General features: G+C 72.4%; 21 protein-coding genes. 10 read left to right on the top strand and 11 right to left on the bottom strand.

The features are described from left to right. Positions 1-288: 288 nt before the first annotated feature. Positions 289-1,116, top strand: a complete 828-nt coding sequence (locus SM452_RS03645; RefSeq protein WP_463839286.1) for an NUDIX hydrolase — start codon at positions 289-291, stop codon at positions 1,114-1,116. Position 1,117: 1 nt separating this feature from the next. Here SM452_RS03645 and pstB read toward each other — a convergent pair whose 3' ends face one another. The 7 genes from pstB to SM452_RS03610 all read right to left on the bottom strand — a co-directional run bounded on the left by pstB (position 1,118) and on the right by SM452_RS03610 (position 8,221). Then, positions 1,118-1,894 (bottom strand): phosphate ABC transporter ATP-binding protein PstB, encoded by a 777-nt coding sequence (gene pstB / locus SM452_RS03640; protein WP_013288829.1) that lies wholly within the window; start codon positions 1,892-1,894, stop codon positions 1,118-1,120. Between the two features lie 20 nt (positions 1,895-1,914). After that, entirely contained in the window at positions 1,915-3,003 is a 1,089-nt protein-coding gene (gene pstA / locus SM452_RS03635; protein ID WP_355511481.1) for a phosphate ABC transporter permease PstA, read from the bottom strand. Continuing rightward, positions 3,000-4,085, bottom strand: coding sequence for a phosphate ABC transporter permease subunit PstC (gene pstC / locus SM452_RS03630; RefSeq protein WP_463839285.1), 1,086 nt, complete (start codon positions 4,083-4,085; stop codon positions 3,000-3,002). The genes pstA and pstC overlap by 4 nt, the downstream gene beginning before the upstream one ends. 41 nt (positions 4,086-4,126) lie before the next feature. Beyond that, the gene (gene pstS, locus SM452_RS03625) at positions 4,127-5,224 is read right to left on the bottom strand and encodes a phosphate ABC transporter substrate-binding protein PstS (RefSeq protein WP_357210516.1); all 1,098 of its coding nucleotides are present in this window, start codon (positions 5,222-5,224) and stop codon (positions 4,127-4,129) included. 233 nt (positions 5,225-5,457) lie between these two features. Continuing rightward, positions 5,458-6,429 (bottom strand): mycothiol synthase, encoded by a 972-nt coding sequence (gene mshD, locus SM452_RS03620; protein ID WP_355511487.1) that lies wholly within the window; start codon positions 6,427-6,429, stop codon positions 5,458-5,460. A gap of 67 nt (positions 6,430-6,496) precedes the next feature. Next, entirely contained in the window at positions 6,497-7,351 is an 855-nt protein-coding gene (locus tag SM452_RS03615; protein WP_262013230.1) for a polysaccharide deacetylase family protein, read from the bottom strand. Between the two features lie 150 nt (positions 7,352-7,501). After that, entirely contained in the window at positions 7,502-8,221 is a 720-nt protein-coding gene (locus tag SM452_RS03610; RefSeq protein ID WP_176739763.1) for a winged helix-turn-helix transcriptional regulator, read from the bottom strand. Positions 8,222-8,464: 243 nt separating this feature from the next. On the opposite strand from SM452_RS03610, the gene SM452_RS03605 reads away from it, so the two are divergent. The 7 genes from SM452_RS03605 to SM452_RS03575 all read left to right on the top strand — a co-directional run bounded on the left by SM452_RS03605 (position 8,465) and on the right by SM452_RS03575 (position 14,029). Beyond that, a complete protein-coding gene (locus SM452_RS03605; RefSeq protein ID WP_120572914.1) occupies positions 8,465-9,511 on the top strand; it encodes a hypothetical protein in 1,047 nt (348 codons plus the stop codon). A 79-nt stretch (positions 9,512-9,590) separates the two neighbouring features. Continuing rightward, positions 9,591-10,373 carry an LmeA family phospholipid-binding protein gene (locus SM452_RS03600; RefSeq protein WP_463839284.1) on the top strand — a complete coding sequence of 261 codons (783 nt, stop codon included), beginning with the start codon at positions 9,591-9,593 and terminating at the stop codon, positions 10,371-10,373. Positions 10,374-10,468: 95 nt separating this feature from the next. Further along, positions 10,469-10,654, top strand: coding sequence for an Ms5788A family Cys-rich leader peptide (locus SM452_RS03595; RefSeq protein ID WP_355511492.1), 186 nt, complete (start codon positions 10,469-10,471; stop codon positions 10,652-10,654). 97 nt (positions 10,655-10,751) lie between these two features. Next, the gene (locus SM452_RS03590) at positions 10,752-11,600 is read left to right on the top strand and encodes a sulfurtransferase (protein ID WP_194801834.1); all 849 of its coding nucleotides are present in this window, start codon (positions 10,752-10,754) and stop codon (positions 11,598-11,600) included. Continuing rightward, entirely contained in the window at positions 11,600-11,938 is a 339-nt protein-coding gene (locus SM452_RS03585) for a DUF1416 domain-containing protein (RefSeq protein ID WP_135242226.1), read from the top strand. The genes SM452_RS03590 and SM452_RS03585 overlap by 1 nt, the downstream gene beginning before the upstream one ends. Before the next feature lie 131 nt (positions 11,939-12,069). After that, entirely contained in the window at positions 12,070-13,122 is a 1,053-nt protein-coding gene (locus tag SM452_RS03580) for a hypothetical protein (protein ID WP_262013226.1), read from the top strand. Between the two features lie 55 nt (positions 13,123-13,177). Next, positions 13,178-14,029: a hypothetical protein gene (locus SM452_RS03575; RefSeq protein ID WP_355511497.1), complete on the top strand. Its 852-nt coding sequence runs from the start codon at positions 13,178-13,180 to the stop codon at positions 14,027-14,029. A 2-nt stretch (positions 14,030-14,031) separates the two neighbouring features. Here the strand turns inward: SM452_RS03575 and SM452_RS03570 are convergent, their stop codons facing one another. From SM452_RS03570 to SM452_RS03560, 3 genes are all read right to left on the bottom strand, one after another. Further along, positions 14,032-16,107 (bottom strand): amylo-alpha-1,6-glucosidase, encoded by a 2,076-nt coding sequence (locus SM452_RS03570; RefSeq protein ID WP_355511499.1) that lies wholly within the window; start codon positions 16,105-16,107, stop codon positions 14,032-14,034. Beyond that, the gene (locus SM452_RS03565; protein ID WP_262013223.1) at positions 16,104-16,493 is read right to left on the bottom strand and encodes an SCP2 sterol-binding domain-containing protein; all 390 of its coding nucleotides are present in this window, start codon (positions 16,491-16,493) and stop codon (positions 16,104-16,106) included. Before SM452_RS03565 ends, SM452_RS03570 begins: the two co-directional genes overlap by 4 nt. A 73-nt stretch (positions 16,494-16,566) precedes the next feature. Then, on the bottom strand, positions 16,567-16,929 hold the full coding sequence (locus tag SM452_RS03560) for a DsrE family protein (protein ID WP_355511501.1): 363 nt from the start codon (positions 16,927-16,929) through the stop codon (positions 16,567-16,569). Between the two features lie 23 nt (positions 16,930-16,952). On the opposite strand from SM452_RS03560, the gene mtfM reads away from it, so the two are divergent. Beyond that, positions 16,953-17,057 (top strand): small membrane protein MtfM, encoded by a 105-nt coding sequence (mtfM, locus tag SM452_RS03555; protein ID WP_013288813.1) that lies wholly within the window; start codon positions 16,953-16,955, stop codon positions 17,055-17,057. A gap of 55 nt (positions 17,058-17,112) precedes the next feature. After that, positions 17,113-17,703 carry a heme-binding beta-barrel domain-containing protein gene (locus SM452_RS03550; RefSeq protein WP_262013222.1) on the top strand — a complete coding sequence of 197 codons (591 nt, stop codon included), beginning with the start codon at positions 17,113-17,115 and terminating at the stop codon, positions 17,701-17,703. Between the two features lie 72 nt (positions 17,704-17,775). Here SM452_RS03550 and SM452_RS03545 read toward each other — a convergent pair whose 3' ends face one another. Next, positions 17,776-18,639 (bottom strand): aminotransferase class IV, encoded by an 864-nt coding sequence (locus SM452_RS03545; RefSeq protein ID WP_355511503.1) that lies wholly within the window; start codon positions 18,637-18,639, stop codon positions 17,776-17,778. Positions 18,640-18,690 lie beyond the last annotated feature (51 nt).

The raw sequence follows: 18,690 nt of genomic DNA, 5'->3' as shown, positions 1-18,690 counted from the left end.
GTCGAAGTCGGGCGCCCAAAGGCGATCAACCGGACATAAGGCGGCGCTGGCGCGAGCTGGGTTGACTACCTCTCGCCGCCTTTGCTCTGCAGCCTCATGCGCACCGCTCACGGACGGTTGCCGCTGCGTATCTGGCTGCAGAGCAAAGGCGGCAGAGGGGTGTCTGTTGCTCGGGCCGAAAACTACGCATCGTGACCAGGCGGCGTGGTCGGGGAGTGCTGGTGAGCGGTGTGCGCCCGCGCCCGGCCGCCCCCGGCCGGGCCGCCCGGCGGGAACTAGGCTCGGCGCATGACGATCGACGGCTTCGCCGCACCCCCCGCCCTGGTGGAGCACGCCCGCCGTTTCCAGGCCGAGGGCGCCGTGCCCGCCGTACCCCGGGTCGCCGCCACCGTGCTGCTGCTCCGCCCGGCCGGCGACGGCTTCGAGGTCTACATGATCCGCCGGGTGGCGGCGATGACGTTCGGCGGCATGTACGCCTTCCCCGGCGGCGGCGTGGACCGCTCCGACTCGGAGGCGCACCTCGGGTGGGCCGGCCCGGAACCGGCGGTGTGGGGGGAGCGGCTCCGGCTCGACCCGTCCGCCGCGCAGGCGGTGGTGTGCGCCGCCGCCCGCGAGGTCTTCGAGGAGGCGGGCGTGCTGCTCGCCGGGCCGGACCCGGACACCGTGGTCGGCGACGTGAGCGGCGACGACTGGGAGGCGGCCCGCCAGGACCTGGAGGGACGGCGGGTCGGTTTCGCGGACCTGCTGGCCGGGCGCGGCCTCACGCTCCGGTCCGACCTGCTGCTGCCGTGGAGCCGCTGGATCACCCCGGAGTTCGAGCCGCGCCGCTTCGACACGTACTTCTTCGTCGCCCTGCTGCCCGAGGGTCAGCGGACCCGGGACGTCTCCGGCGAAGCCGACCACACGCTGTGGCTGCGCCCGGCGGACGCGCTGGCCCGGGCGGAGGCCGGCGAGCTGACCATGCTGCCGCCCACAATGGTCACGCTCGCCGAGGTCGCCGCCGCGGGCGACCTCGCCGACGTGGCCCGCGCCGCGGCAGAGCGCGAACCGGGTACGCCGATCCTGCCCCACATCGACGGCCTGGACGGTGCCGAGCCCCGCTTCCTGCTGCGCTGACTCAGCCGAAGCGGCCGGTGATGTAGTCCTCGGTCTTCTTCTGGCTCGGGTTGCTGAAGATCTTCTGGGTGTTGTCGTACTCGATGAGGCGGCCCGGGTCGCCGGTCTTCTCGATCGAGAAGAAGGCGGTCCGGTCCGACACCCGCGCGGCCTGCTGCATGTTGTGCGTGACGATGATGATGGTGAACTTGTCCTTGAGCTGGAACATCAGGTCCTCGATGGCCAGCGTGGAGATCGGGTCCAGCGCCGAGCAGGGCTCGTCCATCAGCACCACCTGCGGCTCGACAGCGATGGTGCGGGCGATGCAGAGCCGCTGCTGCTGACCGCCGGACAGCCCCGCGCCCGGCTTGGCGAGGCGGTCCTTCACCTCGTCCCACAGGTTCGCCGAGCGCAGTGCCCGCTCGGCCGCCTCCTCCAGGATCGACTTGCGCCGGACGCCGTTGAGCCGCAGCCCCGCCACGACGTTCTCGAAGATGCTCATGGTGGGGAACGGGTTCGGCCGCTGGAAGACCATGCCGATCATGCGGCGGACCGCGGTGACGTCCACGTCGCGGTCGTAGATGTCCTGGTCGTCGATGGTGAGGCTGCCCTCGACCCGGGCGCCGGGCAGCACCTCGTGCATCCGGTTGATCGACCGCAGGAAGGTGGACTTGCCGCAGCCGGACGGCCCGATCAGGGCGGTGACCGTCTTCGGCTCGACGGTCAGGTTGATGTTCTCGATCGCCTTGAACCCGCCGTAGTAGGCGGTCACGTTCGTGGCTTCGATGCGCTTGGCCATGGTGGCGGTACCTCCGGGGTTCATCGGCCGAGCCGGTTGCGGCGGGACAGCAGCTTCGCCGCCACGGTGAGGACGAGGACGAGAGCGACCAGGGTCAGCGCCGCGGTCCACGCCCGTGCCGGCGAGTACTTCGACGCCTCACCGGCCTGCTGGTAGACGAAGAGGGCCAGCGACGACTGGTTGTTCTCGAACGGGTTGAAGTTGATCGCCGCACCGCCGCCGGCGACGAGCAGCACCGGCGCGGTCTCGCCGGCGGCCCGCGCGATGGCGAGCATGATGCCGGTGACGATGCCGGGCAGCGCGGTCGGCAGCACGACCCGCAGGATGGTCTTCCACTTCGGTACGCCCAGGGCGTACGCGCCCTCGCGCAGCGGCGCGGGCACCAGGCGGAGCATCTCCTCGGTGGAGCGGACCACTGTGGGCAGCATCAGCACGCTCAGCGCCAGCGCGGCGGCGAAGCCGGAGAAGCCCGGCCGCCCGTCGTTGAACCACGGCGAGACGATCAGCACCCAGAAGGCCAGCACGAACAGGCCGGTGACGATCGACGGGATGCCGGTCATGACGTCCACGAAGAAGCGGATGGTGAACGCGAACCGGCCCCGGCCGTACTCGACGATGTAGATCGCGCAGAGCACGCCGAGCGGCACCGTGATCATCGTGGCGATGCCGACCTGCTGCAACGTGCCGACGATCGCGTGGTACGCGCCGCCGTTTGCGTCCCGCGACCCGATGTTGTTCATCGAGGTGCCGAAGAAGTTCGCGTCCAGCCGCTCGGAGCCCTTGCTCACCAGCGTCCAGACCACCGAGGCCAGCGGCAGCACCGCCAGCACGAACGCGGAGTGGATCAGCGCGCTCCAGGTGCGGTTGCGGGCCGACCGGCGGCCCTCCACCGCGTTCGCCGCGACGAACAGACCGGCCAGGTAGAGCAGCGCGCCGACCACCACGACCAGGACCGGGCCGCCGATGCCGGCGCCGTACACCACTGCCGCCGCGAGCAGCAGCGCCGCGACGGCGATGGCCGGAGCGGCGTACGCGGGAAGCCGCCTCGCCCGCAGCGTGGCCGGCTGGGCCGGCGGGCGCGGGCGGCGGGGGGTGAGGGTAGTGGTCATGCGGCCGACTCCGTGAACTCGCGCCGCCGGTAGATGATCGCCCGGGCGGTGATGTTGACGATCAGCGTGATCGCGAACAGCACCAGACCGGAGGCGATGAGTGCTCCCCGGCCGGTGTCGTTCGCCTCGGCGAACCGGTTGGCGATGTTCGCGGCGATCGAGTTGCCGCCGCTGGCCAGGATGTTGAACGAGATGGCGTACGTGGAGCCGAGCGTGAGCGCCAGCGCGATGGTCTCGCCGAGCGCCCGGCCCAGCCCGAGCATCACCGCGGCGATGACGCCGGGCCGCCCGTACGGGAGGACCGCGGTGCGGATCATCTCCCAGCGGGTGGCGCCGAGCGCGAGCGCGGCTTCCTCGTTGGCGGTCGGGGTCTGCCGGAACACCTCGCGGGACAGCGAGGTGACGATCGGCAGCACCATGATGGCGAGCACCACCGAGCCGAGCAGGATCGAGTTGCCGTACGGGCCGTCGCCGAAGATCGGGATCCAGCCGAAGTACCTGTTCAGCCAGGCGGACAGGTCGGCGACCGGCTGGGCGAAGTAGTCCCGGCCCCAGAGGCCGAACACGACGCTCGGCACGGCGGCCAGCAGGTCGATCAGGAAGCCCAGGGCGTTGCCGAGCCGCCGGGGCGCGTAGCGGGACAGGTACAGGGCGATGCCCAGCGCGACCGGCACCGCCATGAGCAGCGCCAGCAGCGAGCTCAGGACCGTACCGAAGGCGAGCGCGCCGATGCCGAACTGAGGCGGGTTGTCGTTCGGGAACCAGCCCTCGAACGTCCAGAACGATTCGGTGTTCGCCCGCAGCGCCGGGACGGCCTTGGCGACCAGGAAGATCGCGATGGCCGCGATGACCACCAGGACCGTGGTGCCGGCGGCCAGGGTCAGGCCGCGGAACGCCCGTTCCGCGCCGAAGGCGCGGGCCCGGGGGAGGGCACCGCCGCCGCCGAGGCCACCGTCGGGGCGGCCCGGGTTACCGGGGCGCTCGGCCACACGCGCCGAGGCACCGGCGGGTCGCTCGTGACTCGTGGTCACGGGGTTCCCGCCGGTGCCGGCGTGGGCCGAGCGGTGAGGGGTGTCACCCATCTGCTCGCTCGCTTCGTGTTGAGGAGGTGTCGGTCAGAGCGTCAGGAGAGGCTCTTGACCGCGGCCTCGACCTTGGTGCGGACGGTCTCGGGCAGCGGCGCGTAGCCCAGCTCGACGAGCTCCTTCTGCCCCTCGGCGCTGGCGGCGTGGCCGAGCAGGCCCTTGACCAGCGGCAGCTTGTCGGCGGCGAGGCCCTTGCTGCAGACGATCTCGTAGGTCGCCAGGACGATCGGGTACGCCCCGGCCTCCTTGGTGTTGTAGTCGATCGACATCTTCAGGTCGTTGCCCTGACCCTCGAACTTGGCGCCGGCGATGGTCTTGCCGGCCGAGTCGCCGGTCAGCTCGACGAACTCGCCGTTGCCATTGCGGATCTTGGCCATCTTCAGGTCGGAGTTCTCGGCGTACGACCACTCGACGTAGCTGATGGTGCCGTCGGTGCTCTTGACCTTGCTGGCCACCCCGTCGGACTTGGCCGCGCCGACGCCGCCCGGGGCCTTCCAGGCCTTGGAGTTGCCGAGCGTCCAGTCCGCCTCGGCGGTCTTGGAGAGGTACTTGGTGAAGTTGTCGGTGGTGCCCGACTCGTCGGAGCGGTGCACCGCCTGGATCGCGGTCGACGGCAGCTTGGCGTCCGGGTTGTCGGCCTTGATCGCCGCGTCGTCCCACTTGGTCACCTTGCCGGCGAAGATCTTCGCCAGCGTGGCCGGGCTGAACTGGAGGTTGTCCGCGCCGCCCACGTTGTAGACGACGGCGACCGGGCCGATGACCATCGGCAGGTTGAGCGCCTGGCCGCCGACGCACTTGGCGTCGGCCTGCGGCTGCTCCTCCGGCTTGAGGGCGGAGTCCGAGCCGGCGAAGTCGGCGGTGCCGGCGATGAACGCCTGGATGCCGGCGCCCGAACCGCTGGGCTCGTAGTTGATCGTGGTGCCGGCGCACTTCTGCTGGTACGTCTTGATCCACTCGGCCATGGCGTTCTTCTGGGCGGAGGAGCCCTGGGCGTTCAGCGTGCCCGTCGCGCAGTCCACCGCGGCGGTGGAACCGGAGGCGCCGGCCGGCTCGTTGTTGTCCGAGCCGCAGGCGCTGAGACCGAGAACCGCGGTAAGAGCGAGACAGGCGATGGCGCCGTGCCGCTGGAGCTTCACTTCAGGGGTTTCCCTTCACGTCTTTGGTCAGGTCGCCCGGAGTGCCGGGGGCCGGCGCTGACCGGCTGACACGAAAGGTAGGAGGGCCAGGTGGACGGTTCGCCGGACGCAAGTGAACGCGCGGTGAACACGTTCAGCCGACGAGGTGGCCGTACGCTGAGGAAGGGTTGTCCATTTCGTGAACTAGCAGCCTGCTATCGTCTTTGTGGCGAATTTCCAGGGCCGGCGAGCGTTCAGCCGAGCTGGTAGTTGACGTGCGCGGACCAGTGCGCGAAGCCCAGCCGCTCGTAGAGCGCCACAGCGGCGGTGTTGCTCTCGTCCACGTAGAGCATCACCCGGTCCAGCCCGCGCTCGTCGCGCAGGTGGGTGAGGCCGGCGGCGGTGAGTACCCGGCCCAGCCCGCCCCGGTGCGCGGACGGGTCGACGCCGAGCACGTACACCTCGCCGATGCGGGCCGAGCCCTGCCGCTCGTGCACCTTGGTCCAGTGGAAGCCGAGCAGCCGCCCGGTGGCGGAGTCGACGGCGAGCAGGAACCCGGCCCTGTCGAACCACGGCTCGGCGATGCGGACGCGCAGGTCGTCGAGCGTCCACTTGCCCTGCTCGGGGTGCTGGGCGAAGGCGGCGTTGTTCACCGCCAGCCAGGCCTCGTCGTCCTCGCCGGGGCGGAACGCGCGCAGCGTCACGCCCTCCGGTACGACCGGCGCCGGCATCTCGGCGGTGAGCGGACGGCGCATCTGCCAGAGCACCCGCGCCCGGGAGAAACCCAGGTCGACAGCCAGCGCGGCGGCCGACGGGTGGTCACCGTGCGCCCACGCGCGCAGCGGCCCGGGAGCGGCGTCCACCACGGCGCGGGCCAGCGCCCGGCCGGAGCCGCGCCGCCGGTACGCGGGGTGCACGACCATCTCCACACCGACTCCGTCGGCCGGGGCGGTGGTGTCGAGGTGCGCGTACCCGGTGAGGGTGCCGTCGGTGGTGCGGGCGGTGAGGTGCGCGGCGGGCGCCTCGGGGTCGCGCAGCCGCAGCAGCACGTGCTCGTCGAGCGGGTCGGCGCCGTCGGCGTCACCGGCGGCGCGGGCCAGCGCCAGCACCTCGGCGACCTCGTCCGGCGTCAGCCGGTCCGGCCGGTCGATCCCGTCCGGCGTCAGCCGGTCCGCCCCGGCGATCCGGTCGGCGGCGGGGCCACTCGTCGGCTCGGTGCTGCTCATCTGAGTCACGGTAGCGCTCGGCGGGCCGTGGTTCGCGTCCGACGACGACGGTGATCGGTGGCGCTCGTCACGGGCTGCCGACGGGCAGCGGCTCCAGCTCGAACCGGGCCAGCAGTTCGGGCAGGAGTTGCTGCAACGCGCTGACCGTGCCGGACCGGTCCCCACCCGCGTCGTGCATGAGCACTATCGCGCCGGGACCCATCTGCGAGCGGACCATCGCCTCGATGGTGGTGGCGCCCGGCGCCTTCCAGTCCGACGGGTCCACGCTCCAGTGCAGCGGGGCGAGGTTCAGGTCGGCGCAGGCGGACATGACGGACGGCGTCCAGGCCCCGCCGGGCTGGCGGTAGTACGCGATCCGCGCGTCGGGCGCGGCGGCCAGGATCGCGTCGTTCGTGCGCAGCAGGTCGGCGCGGATCGTCGCCGGGGATCGCTTGCCCAGGTTGACGTCGTGGTTCCAGGAGTGGTTGCACAGCGTGTGGCCCTCGGCCACGATCGAGCGCACCAGATCGGGGTGGGCCTCGACGTTCTCGCCGACGACGCAGAACGTCGCCCGTACGCCGTACTGGGCCAGCAGCGCGAGCACCTGCGGGGTCCAGCGGGGATCGGGGCCGTCGTCGAAGGTCAGCGCGACCCGGGACGAGCCGGTGGCGACCTGGGCGCCGTACGGGCCGTCGCCGTCAGGTGGGACGGGGGCGGCGTCCGGTGCGGCGTCGGGGCTCGGCCGAGGGCTGGTCGTGCCGCTCGGGAAGTCGGTGCTGGGTGGCTGCTCGCCGTAGCGCGGCCCGGTGAGCGTGGTGGCGACTCCGGCGGCCGACGGGTGCGGGTCCGGCACCAGGCTGCGGCCCAGCACGAAGGCCGAACCGAGCAGGCCGGCCAGCACGACTGTCACGAGCCCGGCGGCGCGCAGCGTCGGGGCCCGCATCAGCGGCACCGCCCGTTCGTCGCCCCCGTGTTCACCGCGCGCACCGCCGCCCCCTTAGCCCGATAATTCCGGCAGCCAGGATATGGCTGACTGATCGGGCAAAAAGGGCATACGAGAAAAGTGCCCTCTAGCGGGGTGGAGCGTGGGCGGTCAGACCGGCAGCGGGGCGGGCTCCGGCTCCGGCAGCGAGCGCGACGGCGGGACGACGAACTTGTAGCCGACCTGGCGGACGGTGCCGATCATCGACTCGTACTCCGAGCCGAGCTTGGCGCGCAGCCGCCGCACGTGCACGTCTACCGTCCGGGTGCCGCCGAAGTAGTCGTAGCCCCAGACCTCACGCAGCAACTGGTCCCGGGTGAACACCCGCCCCGGGTGTTGGGCCAGGAACTTCAACAGCTCGAACTCCTTGTACGTGAGGTCGAGCGGCCGGCCCTTCAGCTTGGCGGCGTACGTGTCCGGGTCGATGTTCAGCTCGCCGGCCCGGATCGAGCCGCCGGCGCCGGCGGTGGCGTTGCTGAGCCGGCCCACCGCGAGCCGCAGCCGCGCCTCCACCTCGGCCGGCCCGGCGCCGGCCAGGATCACGTCGTCGACGCCCCAGTCCGCGTTCAGCGCGATCAGGCCCGCCTCGGTGACGACCGCGACGAGCGGTACGCCGAGCCCGGTGGCGTGCAGCATCCGGCAGGTGGCGCGCGCCTCGCTCAGCTCGGAGCGGGCGTCCACCAGGACGGCGTCCGGTGTCGGGCCGGAGACCAGCGTGCGGACGTCGCGGGGTGCGGTGCGAACCGAGTGCGGCAGCAGGTCGAGTGCCGGCAGCACCGCCGACGGCTCACCGGCCCGCGCGGTCACGAGCAGCAGGAGCTCCACGATCACCTCCGTCCCGGCGGCCTTCCGGCCGCGCGCGACCAGCGACACGCCCGGTGGGGCGGCACTGTGAACTTGCGTGGGTCCCGGCGTCGTCGACGGGCGGGTAACGGCCTGAGCGTAACCGATGGACCGGCCGTCACCTTCGCGCGATTTACCGTTTGCCCTTTCTGCCCTCGATCGCGGCGCAGGTTTTAACGTCACCGAAACCGGGACCTCCGCCGAGCCGCCCGGGTCTGGCACGATCGGGGCGTGTTTCCCTCCACCTCGCGCGACACCGGTCGTGAACCGTGGGCCGACGACCCGTCCGCCGGGCCGTCCGGCCCCGCCCGTGGCTACCCGCCCGCCCCGCGTACCGGCCCCGCCGACGAGGGCGACCGGCCGGAACGCAAGGGCCCGCGCCGGCTGCGCAAGGGCGGCCCCGGCCGGCGTCCCGACGACGAGTCCGACGAGGAGCCCGAGGAGGAGGTGCCGCCGGTCCCGGTGCGCCGCCCCCTGGCGCTCACCGTCGCCGGCTTCGCGGCGCTGCTCGGCGTCGGCCTGGTGCTGGGCGCGCAGACCTCGGGCCCGGGGCACCGGCTGCCGTTCGCCGCGATCATCTTCGGCGTACAACTGCTGTTCGTGCTGGCCTGGACGATGGCCATGCGGCCGCCCGCGCTGCTCGTCGTCGCGCTCGTCAGCGCCGCGACGGCGGTGATCGCCGACGTCGCCGCCGTGCAGTCGGACATCGCCGGCCTGGCCCCGCTCGGCTACGCCGCCGCGGCCGGGTTCCTGCTCGCCGTGCTGGGACAGCTCGTACGGCGGGTGGACCGGGTCCGGGTGACCGACTCGCTCGGCGGCACCCTGCTCATCGTGGTGGGTGTGGTCGCCTTCGCCACGCTCGTCGTGCTCAGCCGGATCCCCAAGGGCACCCAGGCGATCACCGTCTGCCTCACCGCCGCCGGGGTGGCGTTGCTCGTCGCCCGGCTCACCGACGCGATCGCGCCGTGGCCCCGGCTCGCCCCGCAGGTGCCGCGCGGCGCGGCGGGCGTGGTCGCCGGCGCCATGCTCGGCACGCTCACCAGCGCCGTGCTCGGCAGCTACCTGGTCGGTTTCACCCCGACCAGCGCCGCCCTGGTCGGGGTGGTCAGCGCGGCCACCGCCGTCCTGGCCGACCTCGCCGTCGGGTACGCCGAGGCGGGCCGGCTGATGGCCGGTGAACCGCCGACGATGTGGGTGGCCCGGCACATGCAGGGGCCGCTGGGCGGGTTCGCGCTGGCCGCGCCCGCCGCGTACGCCATGTGCGTGCTGTTCCTCTGACGCGGTTGGGGAGGATTCGCCTCGGGTAAGTACGGTTGCGCCGCGAGGCGCGGTGACGGCGGCGAGGACGGGAGACGGCGTGGCAGAGGCGTATCCGGCGGAGAGCCGACCCCGGCGACGGGGCCGGAAGGTGCTGATCGGCTTCCTCGTCCTGCTGCTGGTGCTGGCCGGGCTGCTCGTGGTCGCCGACCGGGTCGCCGCCGGCGTGGCCGAGCGCGCCATCGCCGACCAGGTCCGGCAGGAGATCGCCAAGCAGGACGCGCAGTCCGCCGCGCCGCAGGTCGAGGTGGGTGGCTTCCCGTTCCTCACCCAGGTGCTCGACGGCCGGTACGAGCGCATCTCGATCCAGCTCACCGACGTACGCGGTGACGTGCAGGGCGACGCGGTCGAGGTGCCGAAGCTGGACGTGGACGCGCGCAACGTGACCGCCTCGCTGGACACGCTGCGCTCCGGCCGGGGCGACGTGGTGGCCGAGAGCGTGGACGGGCGGGGCACCGTCACCTACGAGAGCCTGGCCAAGCTGCTGGACCGTCCCGGGCTGACGCTGGGCGAGCGCAACGGCAAGCTCGCCGTCACCGCCCCGGTGGACGTCCTCGGCATCAAGCTCACCGTCAACGGCACCGCCGACGTCACGGTGGCCGGCAACAAGGTGGCGCTGCGCTTCAACGACCTCACCGCGGACGGCCTGCCGAACGTGCCGCTGGCCCGGGCCGCGCTGACCCGGTACGCGCAGGGCATCTCGATCGACGTGCCGCTGCCGGAGCTGCCGTTCCAGCTCAACCTGCGCAAGGTGGAGCCGAAGCCGGAGGGCCTGGTGGTCACGGCGGACGCGGCGAACGTGCCCATCAACTCCGCGGGCTGAGAGCCGCACGCGGCCGGTCCGGGGAGCGGGCCGGCCGTCCCGGATGCTGGTCGGCCTGGTGGCAGCTGTCGCCTCGGCTGGTAATCTCCCTGCCCATGGGGACCCACCTCACCAAACGGCGCGCGGTCGACCTGTGCCGCGTGGCCACCTGCCTGTGTCGCCCCGTCATCTGGCGGCGGGGCTGTCTCCGGCCGCCTGAACGGCGGCCACCAGGGTCCACGAACCTTCCCCGGTTCCCCCTCCTCAACGCCCGGCAGCGGCGCCGTCGCACGTACCCGTGATCCGTTCCTAGCTCAGGGTCCGCGTGTGGTGCGACAACCATCGACATCGATCTCCACGCGCAGGCTCACCAAACCATCCTCACCAGGGAGTGATCTGATGAGTCGCGACACCGCACTCGTCTCGGCCGAGTGGGCCGAGAAGAACCTCGGCGCCCCGGGCGTCGTCTTCGTCGAGGTCGACGAGGACACCTCGGCCTACGACACCGGGCACATCGCCGGCGCCGTCAAGCTCGACTGGCGCACCGACCTGCAGGACCAGATCCGCCGGGACTTCGTCAACAAGACCCAGTTCGAGGCGCTGCTGTCCGACCGGGGCATCGCCAACGACGACACCGTGATCCTGTACGGCGGCAACAACAACTGGTTCGCCGCGTACGCGTACTGGTACTTCAAGCTCTACGGCCACGGCGACGTCAAGCTGCTCGACGGCGGTCGCAAGAAGTGGGAGCTGGACGCCCGCCCGCTCGTCACCGACGTGGTGGAGCGGCCGAAGACGCAGTACGTCGCGCAGGAGCCGGACACCTCGATCCGCGCGTTCCGCGACGAGGTGGTCGACGCGATCGGCACCAAGAACCTGGTCGACGTGCGCAGCCCCGACGAGTACGCGGGCCGCCTGCTCGCCCCCGCCCACCTGCCGCAGGAGCAGGCGCAGCGGGCCGGCCACATCCCGACCGCGATCAGCGTCCCGTGGTCCAAGGCGGCGAACGAGGACGGCACGTTCAAGTCCGACGACGAGCTGCGCAAGATCTACGCCGACGCCGGGCTGGACGACGGCAAGGAGACGATCGCGTACTGCCGGATCGGCGAGCGCTCCTCGCACAGCTGGTTCGTGCTCCAGGAACTGCTCGGACACCGCAACGTGAAGAACTACGACGGTTCCTGGACCGAGTACGGCTCGCTCGTCGGCGTGCCGGTGGCGCTCGGCGACGAGCCGGGGGAGGCCTGATGACCGCCGCCTCCGCCGCCTCGACGGCTGCCGCCGGCTGCGCCGCGCCGGACCAGTCCGCCCCCCTCCCGGCGAGCCTGGACCTGGAGAAGGAGACCGTCATCACCGGCCGCGTGCTGGCCGAGTCCGGTGAGGTCGTGCCGGGCGCGTACGTGCGCCTGCTCGACTCGACAGGCGAGTTCACCGCCGAGGTGGTGACGTCGGCGGCCGGGCAGTTCCGGTTCTTCGCCGCGCCGGGCTCGTGGACGCTGCGGGCGTTGTCCCGCCACGGCAACGGCGACACCGCCGTTGCCGCGGCCCGCGGGATCAACGAGGTGACCGTCTCGGTCGCCGCCTGACCCACGCTGTAGATCGTGGCCCGCCACCCCACCCGGGTGGCGGGCCACGAGCCGTTCCGGCGACTGTGCGCCTCGACAGTGGCTGGCAGGCTGGACGGCGGTGCGCCCCGGACGCGCCGGAGGGGGATCAGGTGCCCGACGACGCCGCTGCCCACGCCCGCCGCTATCTGATCGATTTCGTCGACGGCAACCGGGGCGAGGAGATCGCCCGCGAACTCCAGCGCGCCGACGGGTCCGGCCGGTCGCGCCCGTTCGACGTCTCGGTGGCCAGCCTCGACACCGACCTGTCGTTCCTGACCAAGCGGGCCACGCTCGTCACGGCCAAGCTGGTCCTCTCCCAGCCGGGCGGCGAGCGCTGCTATCTGGCCCACCGGGAGATCTGCAAGAGGTGCGGCAAGGATCCGGATCACTGCGACCCGCGCTGCCGGTACGAGGACATCCGGATCGACGAGCTCTACGCCGAATGCGACGACCTGGACCGCCTCGGCGCGTACCTGCGGGACTGCGCGCCGCTGCTGGAGCTGGGGCAGCTCGTCTACTTCCCGCAGACCTTCCGCCGCAGCCACCTGGAGTCTCGCGCGCCGGACGCCCAGTCCACCTCCTCGCTGTTCGACACAGCGGGCCGGATCGAACTGGGCGACAACCCGGACCGCACGCTCGACCTGATCGTCAAAGGGCACCGGGTCGTCGACGTGCCGAGCGGGGATCCGGTGAAGGCGCGACTGGTGACCCCGCTGCTCCAGCTCGATCTGCCGATGCTGGAGGGCACCTCGCTGCGGGACTACTGCGCCATCCTGACCCAGGAGAGCGACGCGCTCGCCGCGACCCAGGCGTACCTGCGGGGCCGGATGCTGGAGGTCGACACCGATCCGGATCGGGCGCTGGTGCAGCTCGTGAAGCTCGACGCGGAGATCCAGGAGGGGGTGCGGGCGGCCCGGGCCGAGGTCGCCCGGGTGTCCCGGCGCTCGGCCGTACAGGCCGCCGGCGCGGCGGTGGCGACGGTCGCGGCGACCCTGGTGGCGGTCGAGGGCGCGCATCTGGCGCCGGTGCTCGGCATGCTGGGCGCGGGCGGCTTCTTCTCCGCTGTGCTCGCCGCCGACCAGTACGCCGACCGTCGCGGCGAGCTGCGGCAGCGTCCCTTCTACCTGCTGTGGCTGCTGTCCCGCCGGTCGGTGCCGGTCTGAGCGAGGGTGCCGAGGCGCGGCCGGGCGCCTCGCGGACACGTGACACCATTGCCGGGTGACTGCCGTCGAGACGGGTTACGCCCCGCCCACCCCGCCCGGCCGGCCCGGCCCCGGTGGCCGACGCCGGCTGCGCTGGCTGGCGGTCGCCACTGTGGCGTGGGCCGTGCTGCTCGCCGGTCTGACCTGGTGGTCGGTACGCACCGACGCGCCGACGGTCAAGGAGCAGCGCTCGCTGGACCAGGCCGGCCCGGTGGTGGACCGCGCGATCGGTGAGCTGACCGCCGCGGCCGGCACCGCGGGCGTACCGGCGCTCCTGCCGGACCGCCTGGAGCGCGGCTGCCGGATCACGCCGATGGACGACGGCGCGACGCTGGAGCGCGGCGTCGAGGTGGCGATCGGCGGCGACGACGTCCGCGAGGTGCTGCGCGGCATCGCCGACCGGCTGCCGTCGGGCTGGCGGGCCGGCGTGTCGACGCTCGACGGCGAGCCGCTGCTGCGCGCCGACGCGGGCGAGTTCGTCACGGTCGAGGGCCGGGCCGGTGGCCCGGGCCGGGTGCTGCTCACCGCCGACACCGGCTGCCGCCCGGCGGGCTCCGGCTACCGGGCCCCGTCCGCCGACGCCGCCGCGGAGTCGTCCGTGCTGGCGTCGGCGCTGGGCCGCTGGGGCGGCGCGACCGGGCCGGTGCAGGTGCTGGCCGCGCCCTGCCCGGGTGGTGGGACCGTCCGCACGGCCCGGTCCGAGGCCGCAGTGCCGGCCGACCGGTCGCTGGCCGCCGCGTTCGGCGCCGGCGCCGCGCCGGTGGTGGACTCGGCCGACGCGTACGCACGTCCGGGCGACCCGGCGGTGCTGGCGCAGCGGGCCGGTGAGCGGGTCCGGGTCGCGGTCACCACGCTCTGCCGGGCCTGACGTCAGCCGCCGGGCAGGGTGAGTGCCGGTGGCGCCGGCTGTTCGTGCGGCTCCCGGCTGCGTCCCAGCGCGTCCACCCGGCCCCAGCGGCCCGGGATGTCGAGCAGTTCCACCCGGCCCATCCCGGGCGGCACGGCCGGGTCGATGATCAGGTGATCGCCCTGCGGCTCCAGGCCCAGGATCACCCGGAGCAGCAGTAGCGGCGTGCCGGCGGACCACGCCTGCGGGCTGCCTGCGGTCGGGTACTCCACGGGGTAGTCGGTGAGGGCGCGCTCGTAGCCGGCGAACGCCTCGGGCAGCCGCCCGTCGAAGAAGTGCGACGCGCTGAGCAGGGCGTCGCAGATCCGGCCGGCCTCCTGGCGGAAGCCGTACCGCCACAGGCCCCAGGCGATGATCGAGTTGTCGAACGGCCACACCGTGCCGACGTGGTAGCCGACCGGGTTGTACCGGCCTTGGTCGTCGGCGAGCGTGCGTACGCCCCACCCGGAGAACAGGCGCGGGCCGAGCAGGTGGGCGGCGACGGCGGGGGCGCGGGACTCGTCGACGATGCCGCTCCACAGCAGGTGGCCGATGTTGGAGGTGAGCGCGTCCACCTGCCGGCCCAGCGGGTCGAGCGCCAGCGCGTAGTACTCCCGGTCCGGGATCCAGAAGTCGCGGTTGAACCGTTCCTTCAGCGCCGCCGCCTCGTGTTCCAGCCGGTCGGCGTACGTCGGGTCGTTCCAGTAGGTGCGGGCCAGGCGGGCGCCGCGCAGCTTCGCGTCGTACGCGTACCCCTGAAGTTCGCACGTGGCCCGGGGGAACTCGGGCATCCGCCCGTCGGCGTAGGAGATGGCGTCCGGCGAGTCCTTCCAGCACTGGTTCGGCAGCCCGGTCTCCGGGTTGCGGGACATGTACCAGACGTAGCCGGTGCCGAGCAGGTCGCCGTACGTGTCCAGCCAGGTCAGCGCCGCCCGCGTCTCGTGTTCCAGCTTGCGCACCAGGTCGGCGTCACCGGTCCACCGCTCGTACTCGTCGAGCAGGATCACGAACAGCGCCGTGGTGTCCGCGGCGCCGTAGTACGGCGAGTGCGGCTGTTCCTCGAAGCCGGCGGTCTCGCCGTAGCGCAGCTCGTGCAGGATCTTGCCGGGCTCCTCGTCCCGGAAGTCGTCGACCCGGCTGCCCTGGAGACCGGCGAGCATGACGATCGTGGGCTTGACCATCTCGGGCAGGAACGGCAGCACCTGGAGCGAGGTGAAGATGCTGTCCCGGCCGAACAGCGTCATGAACCAGGGCAGGCCGGCGGCGAGCAGCCGGACGCCGAGCGTGATCGACTCGTACCGGAGGGCGGCCAGGTCGTTGAGGCTGCGCCGGTACGCCCCGGCCAGCGGCTCGCAGTCGCAGCCGAGCTTCGGCGCGCGGCTGATCAGGTCGCTCTGTTCCGCCTCGATGTCGGCTGCCGTCCGCTGGCCGCCCAGCGGCAGGATGGCCCGGATGTCCTCGCCCCGGGCGCCGTAGATGACCGTGTCGACGTGCAGCCGGGTGGTCCACTCACCGTGCGGAGCGACCCGGATCCGGAAGGTCATCCCGTCCGTGTCCACCTCGGCCGGCGCGCTGCTGATGACCAGCGTCTCGCGGTGGAACGCCTTCCGGCGATAGGTCAGCCGCAGGCCGTCCTTCTCCACCGTCGGCGTGGTGCGTCCCTTCTTCTGCCGCTTGTTCTTGATCTCCAGGAGATCGGCGAAGTCGGAGCCGATGTTCAGCCGGAGGTGGAACTCCTTCTCCTGTGCGGAGTGGTTGAGCAGGGTCAGTTCCTCGTCCAGGCTGCCGCCGATCGCCCGGCTGCGGATCACCGAGACGTTCGCGTCCAGGTAGTGCGTCGGCTCGCCGGGGACCAGGAAGAACCGCGTCTTGTACGACAGCGAGTCGTCGATGGAGAGCGCGTGCAGGGGTTCCCCGTCGAGGGTGAGGATCCAGGTGGAGAGGAACCGGGTGTCGAAGGAGAACAGCCCGGTGGGGAAGTCGTACGACGGCTGGATGTTGCCGCGATCGTCGCTGACCAGGAACGTGTTGCCGTCGAGGATCCTGACCCGGTCCTTCACGCCAGCCGCCGGACGTGGTCGCGGGCGGCGTCCCGCGGATCCCGTACCTCGGGCGGGGCCGGCAGGAACCGGCGGAACGCCAGGAACAGCACGACGTGCCCGCTGAACGTGGCCTCGTTGCGCAGCACCGCGGCCATGCCGGCCTCCCGGCCGGTGACCAGCTTCTCGAACAGTTCGGTGGAGACGGTCAGCACGCCGTCGGCCTGCCCCTGCTCCTCCCGGCTCACCTGGGCCGATCCGGGTGCCAGTCGCACGTACCAGTGCTCGGTACGGTTGCCGTCGGCCAGGTCGATCTGGAGCGTGCCGCCGATCGGGCTGTTCAGCACCGACGCGGCGCGCGCCGGTAGCGACGCGAAGAACTGTTGGATCGCCTCACTCACGTTCACATGGTAGGCGTAATCCGGACATGTCGGATCAGGATCGGCTCACCGGTCAGAGTGGACGACCCGGGCGGATCGCTCAGTAGACGAGCGCCTGCGCGCCCTCGGCCATCGCCTCCTCGACGAACACCGCGGCGCCCGCGATGCGTACGCCGGGGATGACGTCGCCAGGTCCGATGTCCCGCCGGGCCGCGCACTGGGTGCAGGCGGTCACCCGGCCCGTGGTCAGGACCACGTGCAGCAGTTCGCCGAGCGGCGCGGAGTGCGGCAGCTCGAACGTCGCCGCCCGCCCGGGGAGCGCGAACCAGGTGGATTCGCCGGTGAGCCAGAGCGACACGTCCACCCCGGCTGCGGCTGCGGTGGAGGCGACAGTGAACGCCTGGGCGCAGCGTTCCGGTGAGTCCGCGCCGGCGGTGGCCTTGACGACGAGAGTGCGCGCCATGACGCCAGCATAGGATGGTCCGGATGGTTACCGAGATCGGGTTCGTCAGCCTGCTGGTCGCCGGCCTGGGCGCGCTCGCCGGTGGCCTGGTCTATGTCGCGGTCCGCATAGCTAGAGGTAAATGGTGAGCGCGAGGAGAGAGCCGGTTTTGCGAGCCCCGCAGTCGCGAACGAAGGTGGCGCTGTGAATAGTGAGAATCCGCTTCAGCCGCCGTGGTTGAACGCGCCGCCGGTCGAGGAGTACCCGTACGAGGAGAGCCACGACCTGCGCGTCGGCCCGAAGCTGCACCCGAGCCTGGACGGCCTGCTGCCGTACGTCGGGGTGTGGCGCGGACGGGGCCGGGGTGGGTTCCCGACGATCGAGGACTTCGACTACGCGCAGGAGATCCGGATCAGCCACGACGGCCGGCCGTTCCTGTTCTACGAGTCGCGGGCGTGGATCCTGGACGAGCAGAGCCGTCCGGTCCGTCCCGCCGGTCGTGAGGTGGGCTGGTGGCGTCCGGTGCTCGACGGTGAGCGGGTGACCGACGAGCTGGAGGCGCTGATGACCACGCCGACCGGCGTGATGGAGCTGCACATCGGCAAGCGCAAGGGCACCCAGATCGAGTTCGCCACCGACGCCGTCGTGCGTACCGCCACGGCGAAGGAGGTCACCGCCGGTGCCCGGCTGTTCGGCATCGTCGAGGGTGCCCTGCTCTACGCGCAGGAGATGGCCGCCGTGGGCCAGCCCCTGAGCCCGCACCTCTCCGCCCGCCTCACTCGGGTAGCCGGCTGACCCTGACCCTGCGCGTGATCGCGTCGATCATGAGGTTGGCGGCGACAAATCGGACAACGAACGCCGCCAACTTCATGATCGACCGAGTGGGGGACGGGGGAAGTTCAGGAGAGATCGCAGCCTCGGGGTCAGAGGCGAACCCGGGCGAGGGGTTCCGTCCAAGGACGTGACCTCCACCGGGCCGCGCAGCGAGCTGGTCAGCCAGATCGCCTCGGCCTCGTGCAGGTCGGCCACCGTGGGCAGGTGCTCGCCTGCGGTCAGGCCCAGCTCGGCCGCCCGGCTCAGCAGGTGGTGGGCGGTCACGCCGGGCAGCACGCCGGTCTCCGCCGCCGGGACCGTGCAGAGCGTGCCGCCGCGCAGCCACACCACGTTCGCGGTGGGGCCCTCCAGCACGTAGCCGTCGGTCGAGACCCAGAGCACGTCGTCCACGCCGGTCCGCTGCGCCCAGCGCCGGGCGGCGGTGCTGAGCGCGTACGAGGTGGACTTCACACCGCTCGGCAGCCACCCCAGCTCGGGGCGGGACCGGGCGGCCACCCCGAGCGGCAGCGTGGCCACAGTCACCCCGGTGCGCCGGGCCGCCCGGGCCGACGCCGGCACCTCGCCCAGCGTGGCGTACACCGTGGGTGGCCCGCCGCCCTCCGGCCCCCGCGTGCAGACCAGCCGCAACGCGCCCTCGGTCTGCGTGGGCCAGCCGGCGCGCACGGTGTCCAGCAGTTCGACGAGCGCGGCGTCAGGGGGCAGCGGCAGGTCGATCGCCGCCGCGCCGGCCCGCAGCCGGGCCAGGTGCGGCTCCAGCAGCCAGGGACGGCCGTCGCGCAGGTGCACCGTCTCGAACAGGCCGTCGCCGTGCAGGACACCCCGGTCGTCGCCGCGCAGCACCGGCTCACCCGCCGGTACGAGTCCCCGGCCGAGCACCGCCACCCGTGTCGTACCCATTGGCGCAGCGTAGTGGCGTACCCCCGGCGGCGGACCGGCCCGCGCGGCGGC

This window comes from Micromonospora sp. SYSU B005, from assembly GCF_055362685.1.
The sequence above is the reverse complement of the archived record's forward strand: the minus strand, read 5'-3'. Positions and strand labels throughout refer to the sequence as shown.

What these genes read in the sequence shown, in the direction of transcription:
- mtfM (WP_013288813.1), top strand. Translation starts at nt 16,953, where the DNA reads ATGGTTACCGAGATCGGGTTCGTCAGCCTGCTGGTCGCCGGCCTGGGC.
- SM452_RS03560 (WP_355511501.1), bottom strand. Translation starts at nt 16,929, where the DNA reads ATGGCGCGCACTCTCGTCGTCAAGGCCACCGCCGGCGCGGACTCACCG.
- SM452_RS03645 (WP_463839286.1), top strand. Translation starts at nt 289, where the DNA reads ATGACGATCGACGGCTTCGCCGCACCCCCCGCCCTGGTGGAGCACGCC.
- SM452_RS03585 (WP_135242226.1), top strand. Translation starts at nt 11,600, where the DNA reads ATGACCGCCGCCTCCGCCGCCTCGACGGCTGCCGCCGGCTGCGCCGCG.
- SM452_RS03590 (WP_194801834.1), top strand. Translation starts at nt 10,752, where the DNA reads ATGAGTCGCGACACCGCACTCGTCTCGGCCGAGTGGGCCGAGAAGAAC.
- SM452_RS03595 (WP_355511492.1), top strand. Translation starts at nt 10,469, where the DNA reads ATGGGGACCCACCTCACCAAACGGCGCGCGGTCGACCTGTGCCGCGTG.
- SM452_RS03545 (WP_355511503.1), bottom strand. Translation starts at nt 18,639, where the DNA reads ATGGGTACGACACGGGTGGCGGTGCTCGGCCGGGGACTCGTACCGGCG.
- mshD (WP_355511487.1), bottom strand. Translation starts at nt 6,429, where the DNA reads ATGAGCAGCACCGAGCCGACGAGTGGCCCCGCCGCCGACCGGATCGCC.
- pstC (WP_463839285.1), bottom strand. Translation starts at nt 4,085, where the DNA reads ATGGGTGACACCCCTCACCGCTCGGCCCACGCCGGCACCGGCGGGAAC.
- pstB (WP_013288829.1), bottom strand. Translation starts at nt 1,894, where the DNA reads ATGGCCAAGCGCATCGAAGCCACGAACGTGACCGCCTACTACGGCGGG.
- pstA (WP_355511481.1), bottom strand. Translation starts at nt 3,003, where the DNA reads ATGACCACTACCCTCACCCCCCGCCGCCCGCGCCCGCCGGCCCAGCCG.
- SM452_RS03615 (WP_262013230.1), bottom strand. Translation starts at nt 7,351, where the DNA reads ATGCGGGCCCCGACGCTGCGCGCCGCCGGGCTCGTGACAGTCGTGCTG.